The 15,279-nt window shown below is 45.6% G+C and carries 15 protein-coding genes; 5 read left to right on the forward strand and 10 right to left on the reverse strand.

Going from position 1 to position 15,279, the window contains the following annotated elements; all coding sequences use genetic code 11:
• The first annotated feature begins 42 nt into the window (after positions 1–42).
• On the forward strand, positions 43–894 hold the full coding sequence (locus tag L0659_RS11510) for a beta-1,6-N-acetylglucosaminyltransferase (RefSeq protein ID WP_235126136.1): 852 nt from the start codon (positions 43–45) through the stop codon (positions 892–894).
• 66 nt (positions 895–960) lie between these two features.
• Positions 961–2,154 (forward strand): glycosyltransferase, encoded by a 1,194-nt coding sequence (locus L0659_RS11515; protein WP_235126137.1) that lies wholly within the window; start codon positions 961–963, stop codon positions 2,152–2,154.
• Positions 2,155–2,156: 2 nt separating this feature from the next.
• Here L0659_RS11515 and L0659_RS11520 read toward each other — a convergent pair whose 3' ends face one another.
• From L0659_RS11520 to L0659_RS11535, 4 genes are all read right to left on the reverse strand, one after another.
• Positions 2,157–4,775, reverse strand: coding sequence for a response regulator (locus L0659_RS11520; RefSeq protein ID WP_235126138.1), 2,619 nt, complete (start codon positions 4,773–4,775; stop codon positions 2,157–2,159).
• A gap of 62 nt (positions 4,776–4,837) precedes the next feature.
• Positions 4,838–5,605 (reverse strand): glycosyltransferase, encoded by a 768-nt coding sequence (locus L0659_RS11525; RefSeq protein WP_235126139.1) that lies wholly within the window; start codon positions 5,603–5,605, stop codon positions 4,838–4,840.
• A gap of 22 nt (positions 5,606–5,627) precedes the next feature.
• Positions 5,628–6,401, reverse strand: coding sequence for a glycosyltransferase (locus L0659_RS11530; protein ID WP_235126140.1), 774 nt, complete (start codon positions 6,399–6,401; stop codon positions 5,628–5,630).
• A 17-nt stretch (positions 6,402–6,418) separates the two neighbouring features.
• On the reverse strand, positions 6,419–7,291 hold the full coding sequence (locus L0659_RS11535) for a glycosyltransferase family 2 protein (RefSeq protein WP_235126141.1): 873 nt from the start codon (positions 7,289–7,291) through the stop codon (positions 6,419–6,421).
• Positions 7,292–7,451: 160 nt separating this feature from the next.
• Here L0659_RS11535 and L0659_RS11540 point away from each other — a divergent pair, with 160 nt between their 5' ends.
• Positions 7,452–8,792: a lipopolysaccharide biosynthesis protein gene (locus tag L0659_RS11540; RefSeq protein WP_235126143.1), complete on the forward strand. Its 1,341-nt coding sequence runs from the start codon at positions 7,452–7,454 to the stop codon at positions 8,790–8,792.
• A gap of 26 nt (positions 8,793–8,818) precedes the next feature.
• On the opposite strand, the gene L0659_RS11545 is transcribed toward L0659_RS11540, so the two are convergent.
• The 5 genes from L0659_RS11545 to L0659_RS11565 are packed head-to-tail and all read right to left on the reverse strand — an operon-like array spanning position 8,819 to position 12,544.
• Complete coding sequence (locus tag L0659_RS11545) at positions 8,819–9,928, reverse strand: acyltransferase (protein ID WP_235126145.1); 1,110 nt, start codon at positions 9,926–9,928, stop codon at positions 8,819–8,821.
• Position 9,929: 1 nt separating this feature from the next.
• Positions 9,930–10,496, reverse strand: coding sequence for an anti-sigma regulatory factor (locus L0659_RS11550; protein WP_235126147.1), 567 nt, complete (start codon positions 10,494–10,496; stop codon positions 9,930–9,932).
• Positions 10,497–10,499: 3 nt separating this feature from the next.
• A complete protein-coding gene (locus L0659_RS11555; RefSeq protein ID WP_235126149.1) occupies positions 10,500–10,838 on the reverse strand; it encodes an STAS domain-containing protein in 339 nt (112 codons plus the stop codon).
• A gap of 6 nt (positions 10,839–10,844) precedes the next feature.
• Entirely contained in the window at positions 10,845–12,002 is a 1,158-nt protein-coding gene (locus L0659_RS11560) for a response regulator (RefSeq protein WP_235126151.1), read from the reverse strand.
• Entirely contained in the window at positions 11,999–12,544 is a 546-nt protein-coding gene (locus L0659_RS11565; RefSeq protein ID WP_235126152.1) for a hypothetical protein, read from the reverse strand. The genes L0659_RS11560 and L0659_RS11565 overlap by 4 nt, the downstream gene beginning before the upstream one ends.
• Positions 12,545–12,732: 188 nt before the next feature.
• On the opposite strand from L0659_RS11565, the gene L0659_RS11570 reads away from it, so the two are divergent.
• Positions 12,733–13,650, forward strand: coding sequence for a glycosyltransferase family 2 protein (locus L0659_RS11570; protein WP_235126153.1), 918 nt, complete (start codon positions 12,733–12,735; stop codon positions 13,648–13,650).
• A gap of 3 nt (positions 13,651–13,653) precedes the next feature.
• Positions 13,654–14,826, forward strand: coding sequence for a glycosyltransferase family 2 protein (locus tag L0659_RS11575; RefSeq protein WP_235126154.1), 1,173 nt, complete (start codon positions 13,654–13,656; stop codon positions 14,824–14,826).
• 39 nt (positions 14,827–14,865) lie between these two features.
• On the opposite strand, the gene L0659_RS11580 is transcribed toward L0659_RS11575, so the two are convergent.
• A complete protein-coding gene (locus tag L0659_RS11580) occupies positions 14,866–15,237 on the reverse strand; it encodes an Hpt domain-containing protein (protein WP_235126155.1) in 372 nt (123 codons plus the stop codon).
• Positions 15,238–15,279: the final 42 nt, after the last annotated feature.

Below are 15,279 nucleotides of genomic sequence, written 5' to 3' on the forward strand. Positions count from 1 at the left end.
AGGAAAAAAATTAACTGAAAACGCTATGCATCAAATAAGTTTATGAAAATTGCCCATCTTATTCTGGCTCACTCCGAACCCGGGCAACTGGCGCGGCTCATTCGCGCTCTTGAACATCCTGATGCTTACATTTTTCTCCATATCGATGCCAAAAAGACATTGGATCCGTTCCTATTTTTAAGCACTCAGGAACGCGTGCATTTTGTGAATGACCGTATAAAAGTAGGGTGGGGCGCATACAGCATTGTGCAGGCGACGATCAACGGTTTCCGCGCGATAGCCAACTCGGGACTTGACATTGACTACGTTAACCTGTTAAGCGGTTCGGACTATCCGTTGAAAGATCCTTCGGAAATGAACCGGTTTTTTCAGGAACATCAGGGCCAGAATTTCATGCATTATGAGCTGGTGATGGAGGAATGGAAAGAGGCGATACCCAGGTTAACAGCTTATCATTTAACCAATTACTCATTTCCCGGTAAATATTTTGTCCAGAAATGGATGAACAGAATACTGCCCGCAAGGCAAATGCCGGATCATCTGATCCCGGTCGGACGTTCGCAATGGATGAGCCTGACAATGGATGCGGTCAGGTATATTCTGCAATATCTGGACACGCATCCCGAGGTTGTGCGATTTTTCAAGCACACGTGGGCGCCTGATGAGATCATTTTCCAGACCATTTTATATAATTCCAATATGAAGGCAAGTATGGTGAATTCCAATCTGCGCTACACCAAATGGCTGGAAGGAAAGGCGAGTCCTGAAATATTGACTAAAAATGATTTGGAAGATCTGTTAAACTCCGGGGCTTTTTTTGCCAGAAAAATGGATCCGTCAAAGTCGTCCGGATTATTAGACCGGCTCGACAGACAAATACTTAATCTTACTTAGCTTTCAATTCCCAGTATTTCCGCAAACACGTGCAGAAAACTTTTTTAATCTATCGGTAAATCATTTATGGACATTATCATTACCGGACAACAGGCCTGGGATGTGGAAATTGGGAGCAATTGCAAAAACATTGCACTGGAATTCAGCAAACAGCATCGTGTTTTATACGTCAACTCTGCCCTCGACCGTGCCACATTGTTCAGAAGCAGCAGCGACCCGAAGATTGTGAAGCGCCAGGAAGTGATCAAAAAAAAGCGCGATGGCCTGGAAAAAATACAAGAAAACCTCTGGGTGCTCTATCCGGACCAAATCACAGAATCGATAAACTGGATCCCTTCCGACGCCATTTTCAGTTTTTTTAATAAGCGTAATAATAAAACTTTTGCTGACAGTATCCGGCGTTCGGCTGACAAGCTGGGCTTTCGGGATATCATTCATTTCAATGACAATGACATGTTCCGGAGCTTTTATCTCAAAGATCTGCTCCAACCAAAATTGTCGATTTACTATTCCCGGGATTACATGCGGGCTGTGGATTACTGGAAAAAACATGGCGATCTGCTCGAACCACAGCTTATTGCCAAGAGTGACATTTGTGTAGCGAACTCAACCTATCTGGCGGATTATTGCCGGAAATTCAATCCCAATTCCTTTTATGTGGGGCAAGGCTGCGATCTGGAAATTTTCCTTGAAGGAAGCAAGACTTCCGAACCAGACGATATGCGCAATGTGCCTCGTCCGCGTATAGGCTATGTGGGAGCGCTGCAAAGCATCCGGCTGGACATGGACCTGTTGCAGCACATTGCAGCAACGCGGCCCGACTGGAACATTATCCTGGTGGGGCCGGAAGACAATGCGTTTCTGGCCAGCACATTACACCAGCTGCCGAATGTGAAATTCACCGGGTCACGTGATATCAGTGATTTGCCCGCTTATATCAATTCGTTTGACGTATGCATTAATCCGCAGCTTTTGAATAAAGTTACCATTGGAAATTATCCTAGGAAAATAGATGAATATCTGGCTGTGGGAAAGCCGGTAGTGGCCACTAGAACCGATGCGATGAGCGTTTTTGCAGAGCATGTTTATCTGGGAAAAACGAAGGAAGATTACATTTCCCTGATCGCGCAGGCACTTTCAGAAAACTCGGAAGCGCGGGTTGCGGCCCGCAGGGAATTTGCGAGCTCACATACCTGGGAGAATAGCGTCGCCGAAATTTACAAGGCAATCGATTTGTCAGGGTCCGGCAGGACCCATTAGCATTACAATAATTTCAGCTGGACAAGCCCCGCTTCGGACTCCGCTTTCAGAAGTGTCAGCTTTTGGCTCAGCGCATTGTCCCAGTTTCCTTGTTTGAGAATAGCTTCCAGCTCTTTGTACTGGTTGGCTGTTGCGAGCATTCCAACTGAAAAGAGGGACGAGCGGAATTTGTGAATGGACTGGCGCAGCCTTTCAAGATCACCGGATGCAGATGATTCTTCAATGGCCTGCAACTGTGTTTTACTGTCGTTTTCAAACATTTGAATCAGCTCCCCGCGAAGCTCCATATCACCGCCTGTGATTTCTGCCAGGTATTCAAGATTAAGCAAACTATCTGCCATGTCGTTCCGTTGTTGAGGATTTACTTCTGTGTTTTGTGGTGTTGTGATGTTGGGATTCATATTGCCTCTGTTTCCCAGATATGCGATTGTATTTAATAATTCACTTTCCTTGAAAGGCTTGGAAATGTAGCTGTTAGCGCCAATGCTAAGGCATTCTTCTTTTTCCCCAACCATTGCATGGGCCGTCATGGTAATGATCGGGATTGTTTTCGAAATGGATTTGCGGATCTCCTTGATTGCAGTATAACCGTCCATGACGGGCATCTGGATATCCATTAAAACAATGTCAAAGTCTTCTTCCTTTAACTTGTCCAGCGCCTCCTGACCATTGTTAACGATGCGCAAAGGTATCTTCAATCTTTCAAATATAGCATGCAGTAATTTCTGATTTAATGTGTTGTCCTCAGCGGCAAGCACTTTGAGGGATGAAATGGATTGCTTGGGATCGATTACGAGTTCCTTTTCCGTGGTTTGGGCGGGAGCCTGCATGATCTGGAATGGGAAATCCATTGTGAAAGTAGTGCCTTTTCCGAGCTCGCTTTCCAGCTTCAATGTTCCGTCGAAGAGCTCGACGAGCGATTTTACAATGCTCAGGCCAAGCCCGGTTCCTCCAAAGATCCGCGTGGTGCTTTCCGCCGCCTGCACAAAGCGGTTAAAAACATCATTCAGCTTATCTTTGGCAATGCCGACTCCTGTGTCGGTTACGGTGATGCGGACGGTTTGTACGCCATTGATCACTTCGCGGATCGGGGCGGCGTGTAGGGTAACACTGCCCTTTTCGGTGAATTTAACCGCATTACCACACACATTAAGCAGGATTTGCGTAAGCCTGAGCTTGTCGGCCTCCACAAATTCTGGCAGGTCGTCGGCTAGCTTGTGCTGATAAGAGATACCTTTTTCAACGGCTTTTTGGTTTACGATAACAGACACGGAATCAACCACTTCTTTGAGCGAGACCGTGGTCTTTTCCAGATGCACCTGGCCCGCTTCGATCTTGGAGAAATCGAGAATGTCGTTGATCAGTTCCAGCAGGTTCCTTCCTGCATACTGGATGTATTCTACGTATTCAATGCTTTTGGGCACTTTTACTTCTCCTACAAGCAGGTTGGTGAAACCAATGATGGCATTCAGCGGCGTACGGATCTCGTGGCTCACATTCGACAGGAAAATGTCCTTCACGCGCACGGATTTCTCGGCAAGCGCCCTTGCTTTTTCAAGCGTAGCTTCATAATTCGCCCGCTCGGTAATGTCCCTGAAAACGGTGATTGCGCTGGAAATCTCGCCATCCATCCCGATCACAGGCTGAACATTGGTTTCCAGGTGATAAATTTTATCGTTTTTGATCAGGTCAATTTTATTGCTGGCCAGCTTTTCTCCTTTCAGACCGCGCGCAACGGGCAATGTGTCTGGCGTGAAGCGCTCGTGGGAGCGCATAGGATCAAGCAAAGTGACCTGGCTTAGCTCTTCTTCGAGTGTGATTCGATTGCCTGGTTTGAACCCTAAAATCTCCCGGCCGGACCCGTTCAGAAACACAATTTCTTTTTCCTTATTGATCACCATCACACCGTCCGGAATGGCTTCAAGATACTGCGTGACGAGCCGCTCTTTCTCATTGATCTCCGTTTGTAAAAGGATTTGTTTTTGCTTGTCGAGGTTCAGGAAAACAATGGAAAGCACGGTGAGGAAGAGGCCAACTACGCCGGTAACAATGATAAACAGCACGGAGTTTTTCTGCGTACGCGCCACCAGCATCCGTCGCAGGTTCAGATTGTAGTTTTCGTGATATTCAATCTCTTTGATCTTGTTGGTCAGCGAGTTATTAAGCCTTATGCCTTCGCCTTCCCGGATTTTTGCAAAAGCGCTGTCGGAGCCGATCGTCCTGTTAATGGTGACAATCCCCTGTGTGTAAGCAACAATGTTACTGGATATGGACAACAGCTGACGCACCTTGACGGTCTGGGCTGCATCATTTTTTACAAGGTTAAAAAGCGTGTCTGTAATGCCTATCAGCGCAATTTTTTTATTGTAATTATCGGCCAGCAGGTTTTTGTCCTGCGTGATCAGGTAACCACGCATATTGGACTGAAAATCCTTTGTTACCAGCCCAAAATTCGCAGTCTGGTTCAGAACGCCGATCGTGCGGTTGAGGCGTTCGTTATTGAGGGAAAGGTCGCGGACGTTTTTGTAAGTAAAATATTGAGAACCAAAAATCAACGCAAGGCCGAGGTAAATGCAAGCATAATACCACCGAAAAGTGTCTTTTGTTAAAGAAGTTGGCATGAGCTTAAACAATTGGGGGCGCTGTAATTGATCTTGGGTATCCGCTTTTGATAAGCAGGAAATCAGGTAAGGTAATCAAAGTTAAATTTTAAATGCCGGTAAAGATGCCTCAGGTTAGAAAGAAAAAAGTTTTCGCTTTGCCGCCAGTCTTCCCGCGTCATGGTGCTCGGCTCGATTTCGGAGTTTTTTTGGGTAAACAAAGCTGTAAAATCTTTATAAAAAACGGCCTTTCCTTTCTTTTTAAGGAATGACATCATCATGCTGTATTCCGTAAAATCCCCTTTCTGGCCCTCAATGTATCGGCCAAACTTCTGGAAAAAGCTCGTGCGCCGTAAATGCGGGTGGTCGCTGTACATGTAAAATTTCCGGTAACCCGGTTTCCACACATTGAAGTCCATATCATAAAATCCATTGTCGGCATTTATAAGATAGGGATATTCAAAATAGGCGTAAAACCTCACCATATCCAGCTCCGGTCTGGTGTTGATGAGTTGCAATGCATGCCGGAACTTCTCAGGGAAAATAGGTGCCGGCGTGAAATCTTCCTGCACGTATAATGTGAGGGGCGTTTTTACCGCATCCTGGCCCTTATTGATATTATTGCCAAGCCCTTTGTTTTTGGGCGTTGTGATCAATCTGAAACTGAACTGTGACTGCAATGCGTGCAGGTAATCGATATGCTCGGGTTTGCTGCCGTCATCGGAAACGACAATGTCTTCAAAGCTGCAATGCAGGTCGGCAAAGGATTTCAGCAGCTGTTCCAGTGACCGGCTTCTGTTGTAATGTGTAACCAGCAATGTTACATCTTTAAAAAAGTAATCGTTTTTCATATGCCGTGGCTGCGCATTCCGGTTATTTCGTTAACATCAGATCGACCGTATTTTTTAACCAGCGATAGCGAAGATATACAAGCCGGCTCAATTTGATAAAAGGATTTGAGCTGAGCTTCCAGTCCGCCCGGGCAAATGTGCTGGGTTCCTGAGAGGAATTCAGCTGGTCGAATAATGTTGTAAATTCATTGAAAAACAAGCCCTTACCTTTCTTTTTCAGGAAGCTGAGCGCCATTTTGAATTCTGTGACATTCACATTCAGTCCCACCGGGTATTTTCCAAACTTTTGAAGAAAATCACTTCTCCTTAAATGCGGGTGATCGCTGTAATAGTAGAATTTGATGTGGTTCATGTCCCAGAACGAATAAACCATTTCTGAAAAACCCTTTTTAAAAGGTTTCAGGTTGGGATAGGAGAAATAGGCGTAAAAACGGACTATATCCAGCTGCGGATCTTCGTTCATAAATGCCAGCGCATCCTCAAAATGTGCCGGAAAAATTTCCCTTGGTTTAAAATCCTCCTGAACATAAAGTGTGTAAGGCGTTTTCACAGCTTCCTGCCCCTTGTTAATGTTATCGCCTAATCCCCGGTTCACAGGCGTCGTCACGAGGTTAAACTGGTAACGGACTTTCATGGCCCTGATTCTGTCGAGATGCTCGGGCTTGCTGCCGTCATCGGAAACGACGATATCTCCGAACTGACAATTCAGGTCTTCAAATGATTTTAAAAGTCGTTCAAGGGAACTGCTGCGGTTGTAATGGGTAATGAGCAGCGTAGTATCAGGAAAAATATGCATAGGATAATGGTATTTTGTCAAAACATCGAGAGATAGTCACGCATTCCTTGCAACTGTCTTTTGGCGCGGTTGAAAAAGGCGTTGGTAATGCTTCCATCATCCAGTAACCTGCGCGGAGAAGTGAAAACCTTCGCCCGGGAATCGGCTACCATGGCCAGTTTTCCGGCTTTTTTAAGGTTCAGGGCCATACGGCCGTCTTCTGCTTCATTCTGAAAATCGCTTCCGACAATGTTGGCGTAAACGCGGGACCCGCTCACTTTAAAGCCGCCCATAGCACGGCCTATTTCCGTGACAAAGCCCATATTGAAGCCGTAGACATTCAGATATTCACGGTTTTTCTTCCTGATCCGGATCATTATGCCTGCAAATTTTTCATAGATCCAGAGTCCGAAGCGTCCCTGGTTCTCTGGCGGAATGAAAGCATAATTTCCGTAAACACCCGTGATCCCGGCGTCCTTCACCATGGGGGCAACCATGAGGTCTATCCAGTCGGGCGGATAAAATGTATCGGAATCGGCGCAAAGGTGATATTTGCCGCGGGCCAGTTCCAGGCCCATTTGCCGGGCAAAAGGAGTTCCCTGAATGGTTTGCAGATATGTGCGGACGCCCAGCGTTTCCAGGACTTTCTGCGTGCCGTCGGTCGAATTATTATTGATGACGATGATTTCAACCTTGTATTTGCTCTTGCTGGCCGATAACGACGAAAGCGTGCGGTAAATGTTATTTTCCTCGTTCCAGGCGGGGATTACCACGGATACATCCGGGCTTTCTTCTTTAAAGCGGCTGATGGCCGTCCGGAGACGTTCAACTTCTTCGCCGGTAAGATCCTGAAACCGCTTGTTTGTGAAAAGATGGGGAAAAATCCATTTCGGCAAGCCAAATAAACTCATGTCCAGATAGTAAAGTGGAGTCGATACGCTTTAATGAAATAATGTGCTGTCACTGCAAGTGCGGTTCCGGTTGAAAGTTAAAACTTTAATCCGGGTTTGCGCAAAAAATTGTAAAATTAGTTCTATTATCGCAGATAGATTTTATCTGGCAAAAACATTAATGGCATTTCAGCTTCTACAAAAGGTAAAGAACAAACATTTTCTCTCACTGGCCGGAAATGGGATCATGTCCGTTTTGGGCATGTTGAATATGATCATCCTTTACCGCGCATTGCCGGTGGCCAGCATTGGGATGTGGGTGTTTTTTTTATCGATCCTTTTGCTGGTTGATACATTCCGTTCCGGTTTTCTCACGACGGCATTTATCAAGTTTTACGCAGGAGCGAGCCCGGAAAGGAAAGCCGAAGTTGTGGGCTCCGCATGGTTCATAGGAGGAGCTATCACCGCCATTTTAGCGCTGATCAACATTCCGGCATTCTTGTTTTCGTCTTATTTTGAAAATCCTTCAATGGTCCTTTTCCTGGAATGGTTTGGGATCATATATATCGCGTCGCTTCCTTACTTTATCGCTTCATGCGTGGTTCAAGCTGAGCAGCGGTTTGACCAGCTGCTTTGCATCCGATTTCTTAGCCAGGGCGTTTTTATCCTTTTTGTGATCATTATGGCTGTTACCAAAACGGCCAGTTTGCAGAACATTATTTACGCTTACCTCGCCGGGGCTGGTTTTACCAGTCTTTTTACCATTATCACCGGCTGGGCACGGTTGCCCGATTTCAAGAACCGGACCTGGAAGTGTATCACCGAAATTTTCCATTTTGGCAAATATAGCGTCGGCACTACTCTGAGTTCCAACCTTTTCGGCACATCCAACACCATGATCATCAACTTCATGCTCGGGCCAGCCGCTGTGGCTGTTTTCAATCTGGGGCAACGGCTGATGGAGATCATAGAAATCCCGCTCAGAAGCTTCGCTGCAACGGGTATGCCCGAACTTTCGGCAGCTTATAATGCGGGTGATCGCGAAAAGGTGATCATGACGATGAAACGTTATACGGGGCTCATTACCATGGCTTTATTGCCAGCCTGCATTGTGGCCGTAATTTTTGCAGATGTTGCCATCAGCATCATTGGAGGCAGTAAATATGTGCATTCCGAGGCAGCCAACATTATGCGGCTCTTTATGACCTTCGCGCTTTTATACCCGCTTGACCGGTTTTTCGCACTGACCCTGGATGTGATCCATCAGCCTAAAATCAACTTTATTAAAGTGCTGATCATGCTGGTAGGAAGCGTTTCGGCATCATTTTTAGGTATTTACATCACTGGAAACATCTACGGAGTGGCCATCGCAGGTGTTGTGCCTACATTAATTGCCGTGAGCATTGGTTACTGGGGACTGAACCGTTTTCATCCGTTCAGCATTTTCAGCGTGTTTGCGGTGGGTTATGCGGAGGCAATTGGCCTGTTAAGAACTTATTGGCTCAAACTTGCCGTCAAATAGATACGTTCTAAGTCAGAACAACTTATTTACTTCACCTCCTCGGTTACTGCCTTTTTTTTGGATTTATACTGAAAGCGCGTTTCAATATTTTTGTAAGTCCAGGCCGACACGATGTAGATCAGTAAGAAGTTCAGAAACACCAGATACGCGTAATCTTCCGGCTGGAATTTGAGAATCCTGATAAAAAGCACATTGAAAAGACTCACGAGCAAAGCGTGTGTCATATAAATAGAATACGAATACTGGCCTAGCTTGTGAAAAAGGCCAACGCGCTTCATTCCGGCAGAAATAATGCCTTTTTCAAATGCAAAAGTGTAAATGCAGGCGAAAAACAAAACTTCAAAAACAGCACCCCAAGGTTTCATTGCTTCGCCGTAGTAAATGGCAAGGGCGATCAGTGACAGCGTCAGCAATTCCCCCAAAGAGAACAGCCAGGAAGGTTTTGTCCTCACAAACGTGTGTGTATTACTGAAAAGATTGAAACAAAGCACGCCCGTAAAAAAGCCCAGAATGCCTCTCAAAAATCCGTAGTCAAAGCTGTAATTGATCTGAAAACTATTGGAAACGAACCAAAGTCCCGTGAGGGAAACCAGAATGACCAGCGCATAATAGAAATTCCGCCTTGTAAACTGGCCGGAAGAATGAATGAAAACCAGCAGCGATCCAAACACCACATAAGCGATCATTTCAGCACTGATGGACCAGCTTGGAATGTTCCAGCTCACATCCCTGACCCCCGGGACAGGCGTTGAGTTTACGAGAAATAATGAAGTGAAAAAAGTGAAAACATTGTTGGAAGGATTTACAAGATTATTCACCTGAATGTAGGGGCTGAGTATATTTTTGGCAACTTCTATTCCCAAAAAGGCAATTAGCATGGCGAAATGGAGTGGATAGACCCGGTAAACCCTTTTGGTCAAAAACAATTTAAGCTGCGGGCCGTCCGAAAGCGACTGGTAACTGTAAGCAATCACGAAACCGCTGAGTACGAAGAAGAAATCCACGAACATATCGGAGTTTTCAACAAACTGGTTGTTGAGGATTGGCGTGTTTGCAAAGGGCAGGAGGTGAAACGCAAAGACTAATGTTGCAAACAACCCACGAAAAATATCCAGGACTTCGAACCGGTGTTTCATGCTAGTTACTTTGAAGATTAAACAGGCTCACAAAGCGGTTAACCCTGGTTTTTGGATCATATTCATACCAAAATTCGTCCGATGCTTTGGTCAGGATCAACAAGCCGAAATGTTCGCTGGTATCGAGCAGCAGCCCCGGAATTTCCATGCCTTTCAGTTCCTCTATATAGAATTTTGCGAGATGGGCAGCGTCTGATCTTACATTCAGTGAATCGACACCATTGTGATAAATCTGGAACTCTAGCCTGCCTGTAAGATCTGCTATGGGCCAGGTGAATATTGTCCCAGTCTCTTGCTCGTAAAGCGACAATGGATTCCCCTGGTCTTCCTTTTCAAGAATAAGCTGGTTGCTGTCAACCTTAATGTTCAGTGTGCAATGTCCTGTTCCTGAATGTTTTACCGCATTGGTTAAAAGCTCGGTAATGACCCATTTTATTTTGGAAAATGTTTCCGGGGACAGGGATGTGTTTTTTGTGTTTTGCACGACATGGTCCAGGCAAATCTTTAAAATGCCGGGAATTTCTTCCCGGTTGCTGGTAAATTGAATTCTTATCCGATCGTGCTCCATAGATTATTGGGATGCCTCCATTGCTTCTTCGAAGTCTTTAAAGATTTTAAAGACTTTATCCATCCTGATTAGCGTGAGCAGGTTTTTTACGTCTGGTTTTAATGCAACGAGATAAATGTCGACATTCCTGGGCATCGCGTATTTCAGCGCCACAACGAGGCTGCCGAGAAATGAACTGTCGATATAATTTACATTTTCGAAACTCACCATGATCAGCCGCGCACCATTGGCTACGAGGGTGATCATTTCTTCTTTAAACATTTCGGCGTTGGCAAGGCTTGCCTCCTGCGGCAAGATCGTTGCCTGCGCTACGTGATCAATTTGGTTTACTCTTAGTATCATGAGGGATTATGTTTTTTCAATAAAAATAATGCTTGCATCATCCATTTGATTGGTGTCATTGATGCTTTCCAGGACATTCGTTTTGATCAGCTCAAAGCTTTCGTCCTCACCCAGATAGGGCGTGATTTTGGAAACAAAAAATGGATAGTCGCTCTTTTTCGAGCCGGCCGAAGGAATGTCGATCATGCCATCCGTAAAAATGACCAGCTGATCGCCCGTTTTCATCCGGATAATCTGCTTATCGTAAAATCCTTCTTCCATTAAGCCCAACAGCAAGCCCGACGAAAGGACCGTTGTCGCTTTCCCGGTTTCCGGGCTGTAACTGATCAGCGGCAGATCGCCCGCTCCTGTATAATGAACCTCACCGGTTTCACTATCCAGCAAGAGCAGCGACAGGCTCGACAGGATATTTTGTAAACTTTCATCCATACAAATCAGCTTATTGATTTTCTGGACAATGTTATCGAGCGTCAGATCATTGTCGAGGACACAAAAGCGGATGGCGGCGCGGATGTAGCTCAGGAAACCGAAAGTGAAGAACCATGCCGTCCACTTTTTTCCCATAATATCACCCAGAAAGGCGAAGCAGAACCTTTGATCGGCCTGCACAAAGTCGATAAAATCGCCGCCAGGGTAACCCAGATAGCCCTTATGCCAGTAATGCAGGCGAAAGCCGTGCACCGTAGGACTGTGTGTGGGTATCGACTTCACATTGAGCGTTTCGGCCGCAACTCTTAGCTCGCGAACGGACCTGACATGTTCGTTTTGAAGTGACTTAATGATGTTGCCCAACTTGGAAATGATCACCGGAATGGGTGTTTCCTTATTGATAAAATCAATGGCGTACATGCTCAAACCTTCCAGTATCAGGGAGTTATCTGTGAAAGATGTGAGAAACACGAACGGAATGTCGCTGATTTTAGGATTAAGCAAAATGGCCTGCCGGAAATCAAAGCCGTTCATGATGGGCATATCATAATCGGAAAGGATCAGATCCGGGGTTTCGTCTACCAGCAATGCCAATGCTTCCGTACCCGACTCGCAAGCCATGCAGCTATATCCTGCCTTGATCAGGGACGCTTCGAAAACCCTTCGAAACATAAGGTTATCCTCTACCAGCAAGATTTTTTTGACGTTGGTCGGAGGCTCGGAAAACGAGATCATTTTTTATTGAAGTTTAGCACAAATAAAAGCACTCCGCCAAAAATAATGAGTAACGACACCAGATCCATGATCGTGACGCCGTCATTTGCATTGAAATAATAAACGGTAAAGATCTCAAAGCTCGGCGGAGCAGGCATAATGATCATTGCGAAACCAACAACGATCAGTAAAATGGCCAGAATGAACATGACTGCTTTTTGGGCGGCATTCCTTCTTAAATGCGCGCTGCTGATCTTGCTGTCGATCTTGTTTTCGGAAAGCAGTTTTTCCAGTCCTTCCAAAAGCTCTTCACGCGAAAGATTATTATCCTGGTCCAGCGCCCGGAAAGGGGCTACCGCTTTGGCTTTAACTGCTGAGCGTCTGAAAGCTTCTTCTATTTCCTGCTGATAGGCACTGGCCTGCGTGTTGTTGACGGCCGACTGTGCAATAATGTCAATCAATTCATCCACTTTTTTTCTGATAAGCGGGCTTTCCGGAGAAAGTTTGGCAGCGTCGGGAATGTGGGAAACTTTTTTAATATCTAACAGACGCGTTATTTTCACTTTATAAATATCGAATTAGATTTTAGTTATATAGTCGCGGCTTTTGATAAGGCTGTCAACAATTTGTAAGCGCAAAAATTACATTTTGTTTAAAGCTATATTTAAATTGTTAATTTTGAAATAGTTCTACAAGTTGATACAAATATTCCTTCAATTCAGACTGCTTCCAAGTGCCCAGCTCCAAACCGATGAAAAGTGTTTCCATAGTAACTGTCAATTTTAATCAGCCTGGGATTACGGAAGATTTACTAAGGTCACTGAAAGAAGTTAACACCTATCCGAACCTGGAAATTATTGTGGTGGACAATGGAAGCAAGCCTGATCCGGTTCCCGGCTGGATTGTGCGGTATCCTGACATTAAATTTATCAGATCAGAGAAAAACACGGGCTTTGCAGGAGGCAACAATATCGGCCTAAAATATGCTGCGGGCGACTATTTGTTTCTGATCAATAACGACACGGAAGTAACTGCCGGGCTGATCGGTAAACTCGTCGCTACCATAGATGCCAATCCGAAAATTGGCATGATTTCCCCCAAAATACACTATTTCGATCAGCCTGGAATGTTGCAATACACGGGTTATACGCCTATGAATTACTACACGGCGCGGAATGCTTGCATTGGTCAATTTGAGCAGGACAGCGGTCAGTATGATTCATTGAGTGGTGTCACGGGCTATGCGCACGGGGCCGCTATGATGATTCGGCGAGAAGCGCTTGAAAAAGCAGGCGTGATGGCCGAAAACTACTTTTTATATTACGAGGAACTCGACTGGTGTGAGCGGATACGGAAAGCGGGTTACGAAATCCATGTGGACCTTTCTGCATTGATATACCATAAAGAGTCCGTCGCTGTAGGCAAAAGATCTGCATTGAAAGAGTTTTTTATGAACCGCAACCGCATTTTGTTTATCCGTAAAAATGGCTCAGCGATTCAGTTTCTGATCTTTTGCTGCTATTTCACGCTCGCAGTAGTGCCGAGAAATCTGATACAATACATTCGGAATAAAGAATACAAATTCATCCCTGTTTTTCTCAAAGCAATCACCTGGCATTTTACAAACAAGGCGGATAGTGATAACCTGGGCTTTCCCCTGACCCGATAATTTATGGAATTACTCTTCTGGCTCAGTCTCTTCATCGTTTTTTATACATTCCTGGGTTATGGGATCGTCCTGTACATTTTAGTCAGGATACGACGTGCGGTAAAAGGAAAACGGCCCGTTCCGTCGCTGGAACAGCAAATGCCTACATTAACGCTCATCATTGCGGCCTATAATGAGGAAAGCATTATCGAGGAAAAAATCCAAAATACGCTGGCACTTTCCTATCCACACGGCAAGCTCCGCCTGATCTTCGTTACCGACGGCTCCTCGGACCGCACGCCGGAGCTGGTGAGCGCTTACAGCCAGATCAAATTACTGCATACGCCCGTGCGTAGCGGAAAAATCCTGGCTATGCACCGCGCCATGCATGAGGTTGATACGGAAGTCGTTGTATTTACCGACGCAAACACTTACCTGAACCCGGACGCATTGTTACTCATTGCCCGACATTACGCCGACCCGCAAGTAGGGGCGGTGTCGGGAGAAAAAAGAGTCATGCAAGATGCCGTGTCGGACGCCACGGCAGGGGAGGGTTTTTACTGGAAATACGAATCGACGCTCAAAAAATGGGACTCGGAACTCTATTCGGTGGTGGGCGCCGCGGGTGAACTTTTCAGTGTGAGACATTCCCTTTACAGGCAGGTGGAACCGGACACGATCCTCGATGATTTTATGATTTCCATGCTCATTGCGCAGCAAGGTTATCGCATCATTTATGAGCCTGAGGCTTATGCTTCGGAGCTTTCGTCCGAGAACATTAAGGAGGAGTTAAAGAGGAAAGTCAGGATTGCGGCGGGTGGGATTCAATCGATTTTGCGGCTGAAAAAACTGCTTAACCCGTTCCATTTTCCAATGTTGTCATTTCAATACATCAGCCACAGGGTGCTGCGCTGGACGGTTACTCCTTTCCTGATGATCCTGGCATTTATACTCAATGTCATCATTGTGGTCAATTCCGGCAATGCATTATATGGGCTGATTCTTTTTGCACAAGTTGCATTTTACGCCGCAGCATTGGCCGGGTGGCTGCTCGAAAAGCGAAAGATCAAGGTCAAGGCATTGTTTGTTCCCTACTATTTTTGTATCATGAACTATGCCGTAATTGCCGGCATTATCCGCTTCTACAAAGGAACCCAGAGCGCGGCATGGGACAAATCCAAAAGAAAAAGCGTGTAGCAAATGCCACACGCTCGTCAATTAAAGGTCTTTTCTATCTTATTGAATCGATTTTAACCGCTCCGATTCTTGTTCGATGATCGGCAGCAACTCATTCAGTTCTGCTGAAATAGACTTGTACATTTCCATTAGGTTTTCCGGCGTTTCATTTTCCTTGATGGCTTTTTCGAGCACTTCTACTTTCGGGCGGATCCAAGTAAGTCCGGCCATGGTGAACGATGGTTTCAATCCATGTACAATGCTTGCAGATTCCTTCAAATCCACATTTTCCAGCGCAGTGCGTAAAGTGTGCCAGCGAGGCACGGAATCGCTCAGAAAAGCGTCAAATATCATGTACAGAATAACGGGGTCGTCTCCGTAAACTTGGTCAATGTAAGTTAGATCGAGAGCAGGGTTAAGTTGTAAGTCCATTAAATAGAGGTTATAGCTGTTTCAATTTGAGCTGTGGTTTAC

It is taken from the genome of Dyadobacter sp. CY347, from assembly GCF_021502655.1.
Classification (GTDB): Bacteria; Bacteroidota; Bacteroidia; order Cytophagales; family Spirosomataceae; genus Dyadobacter.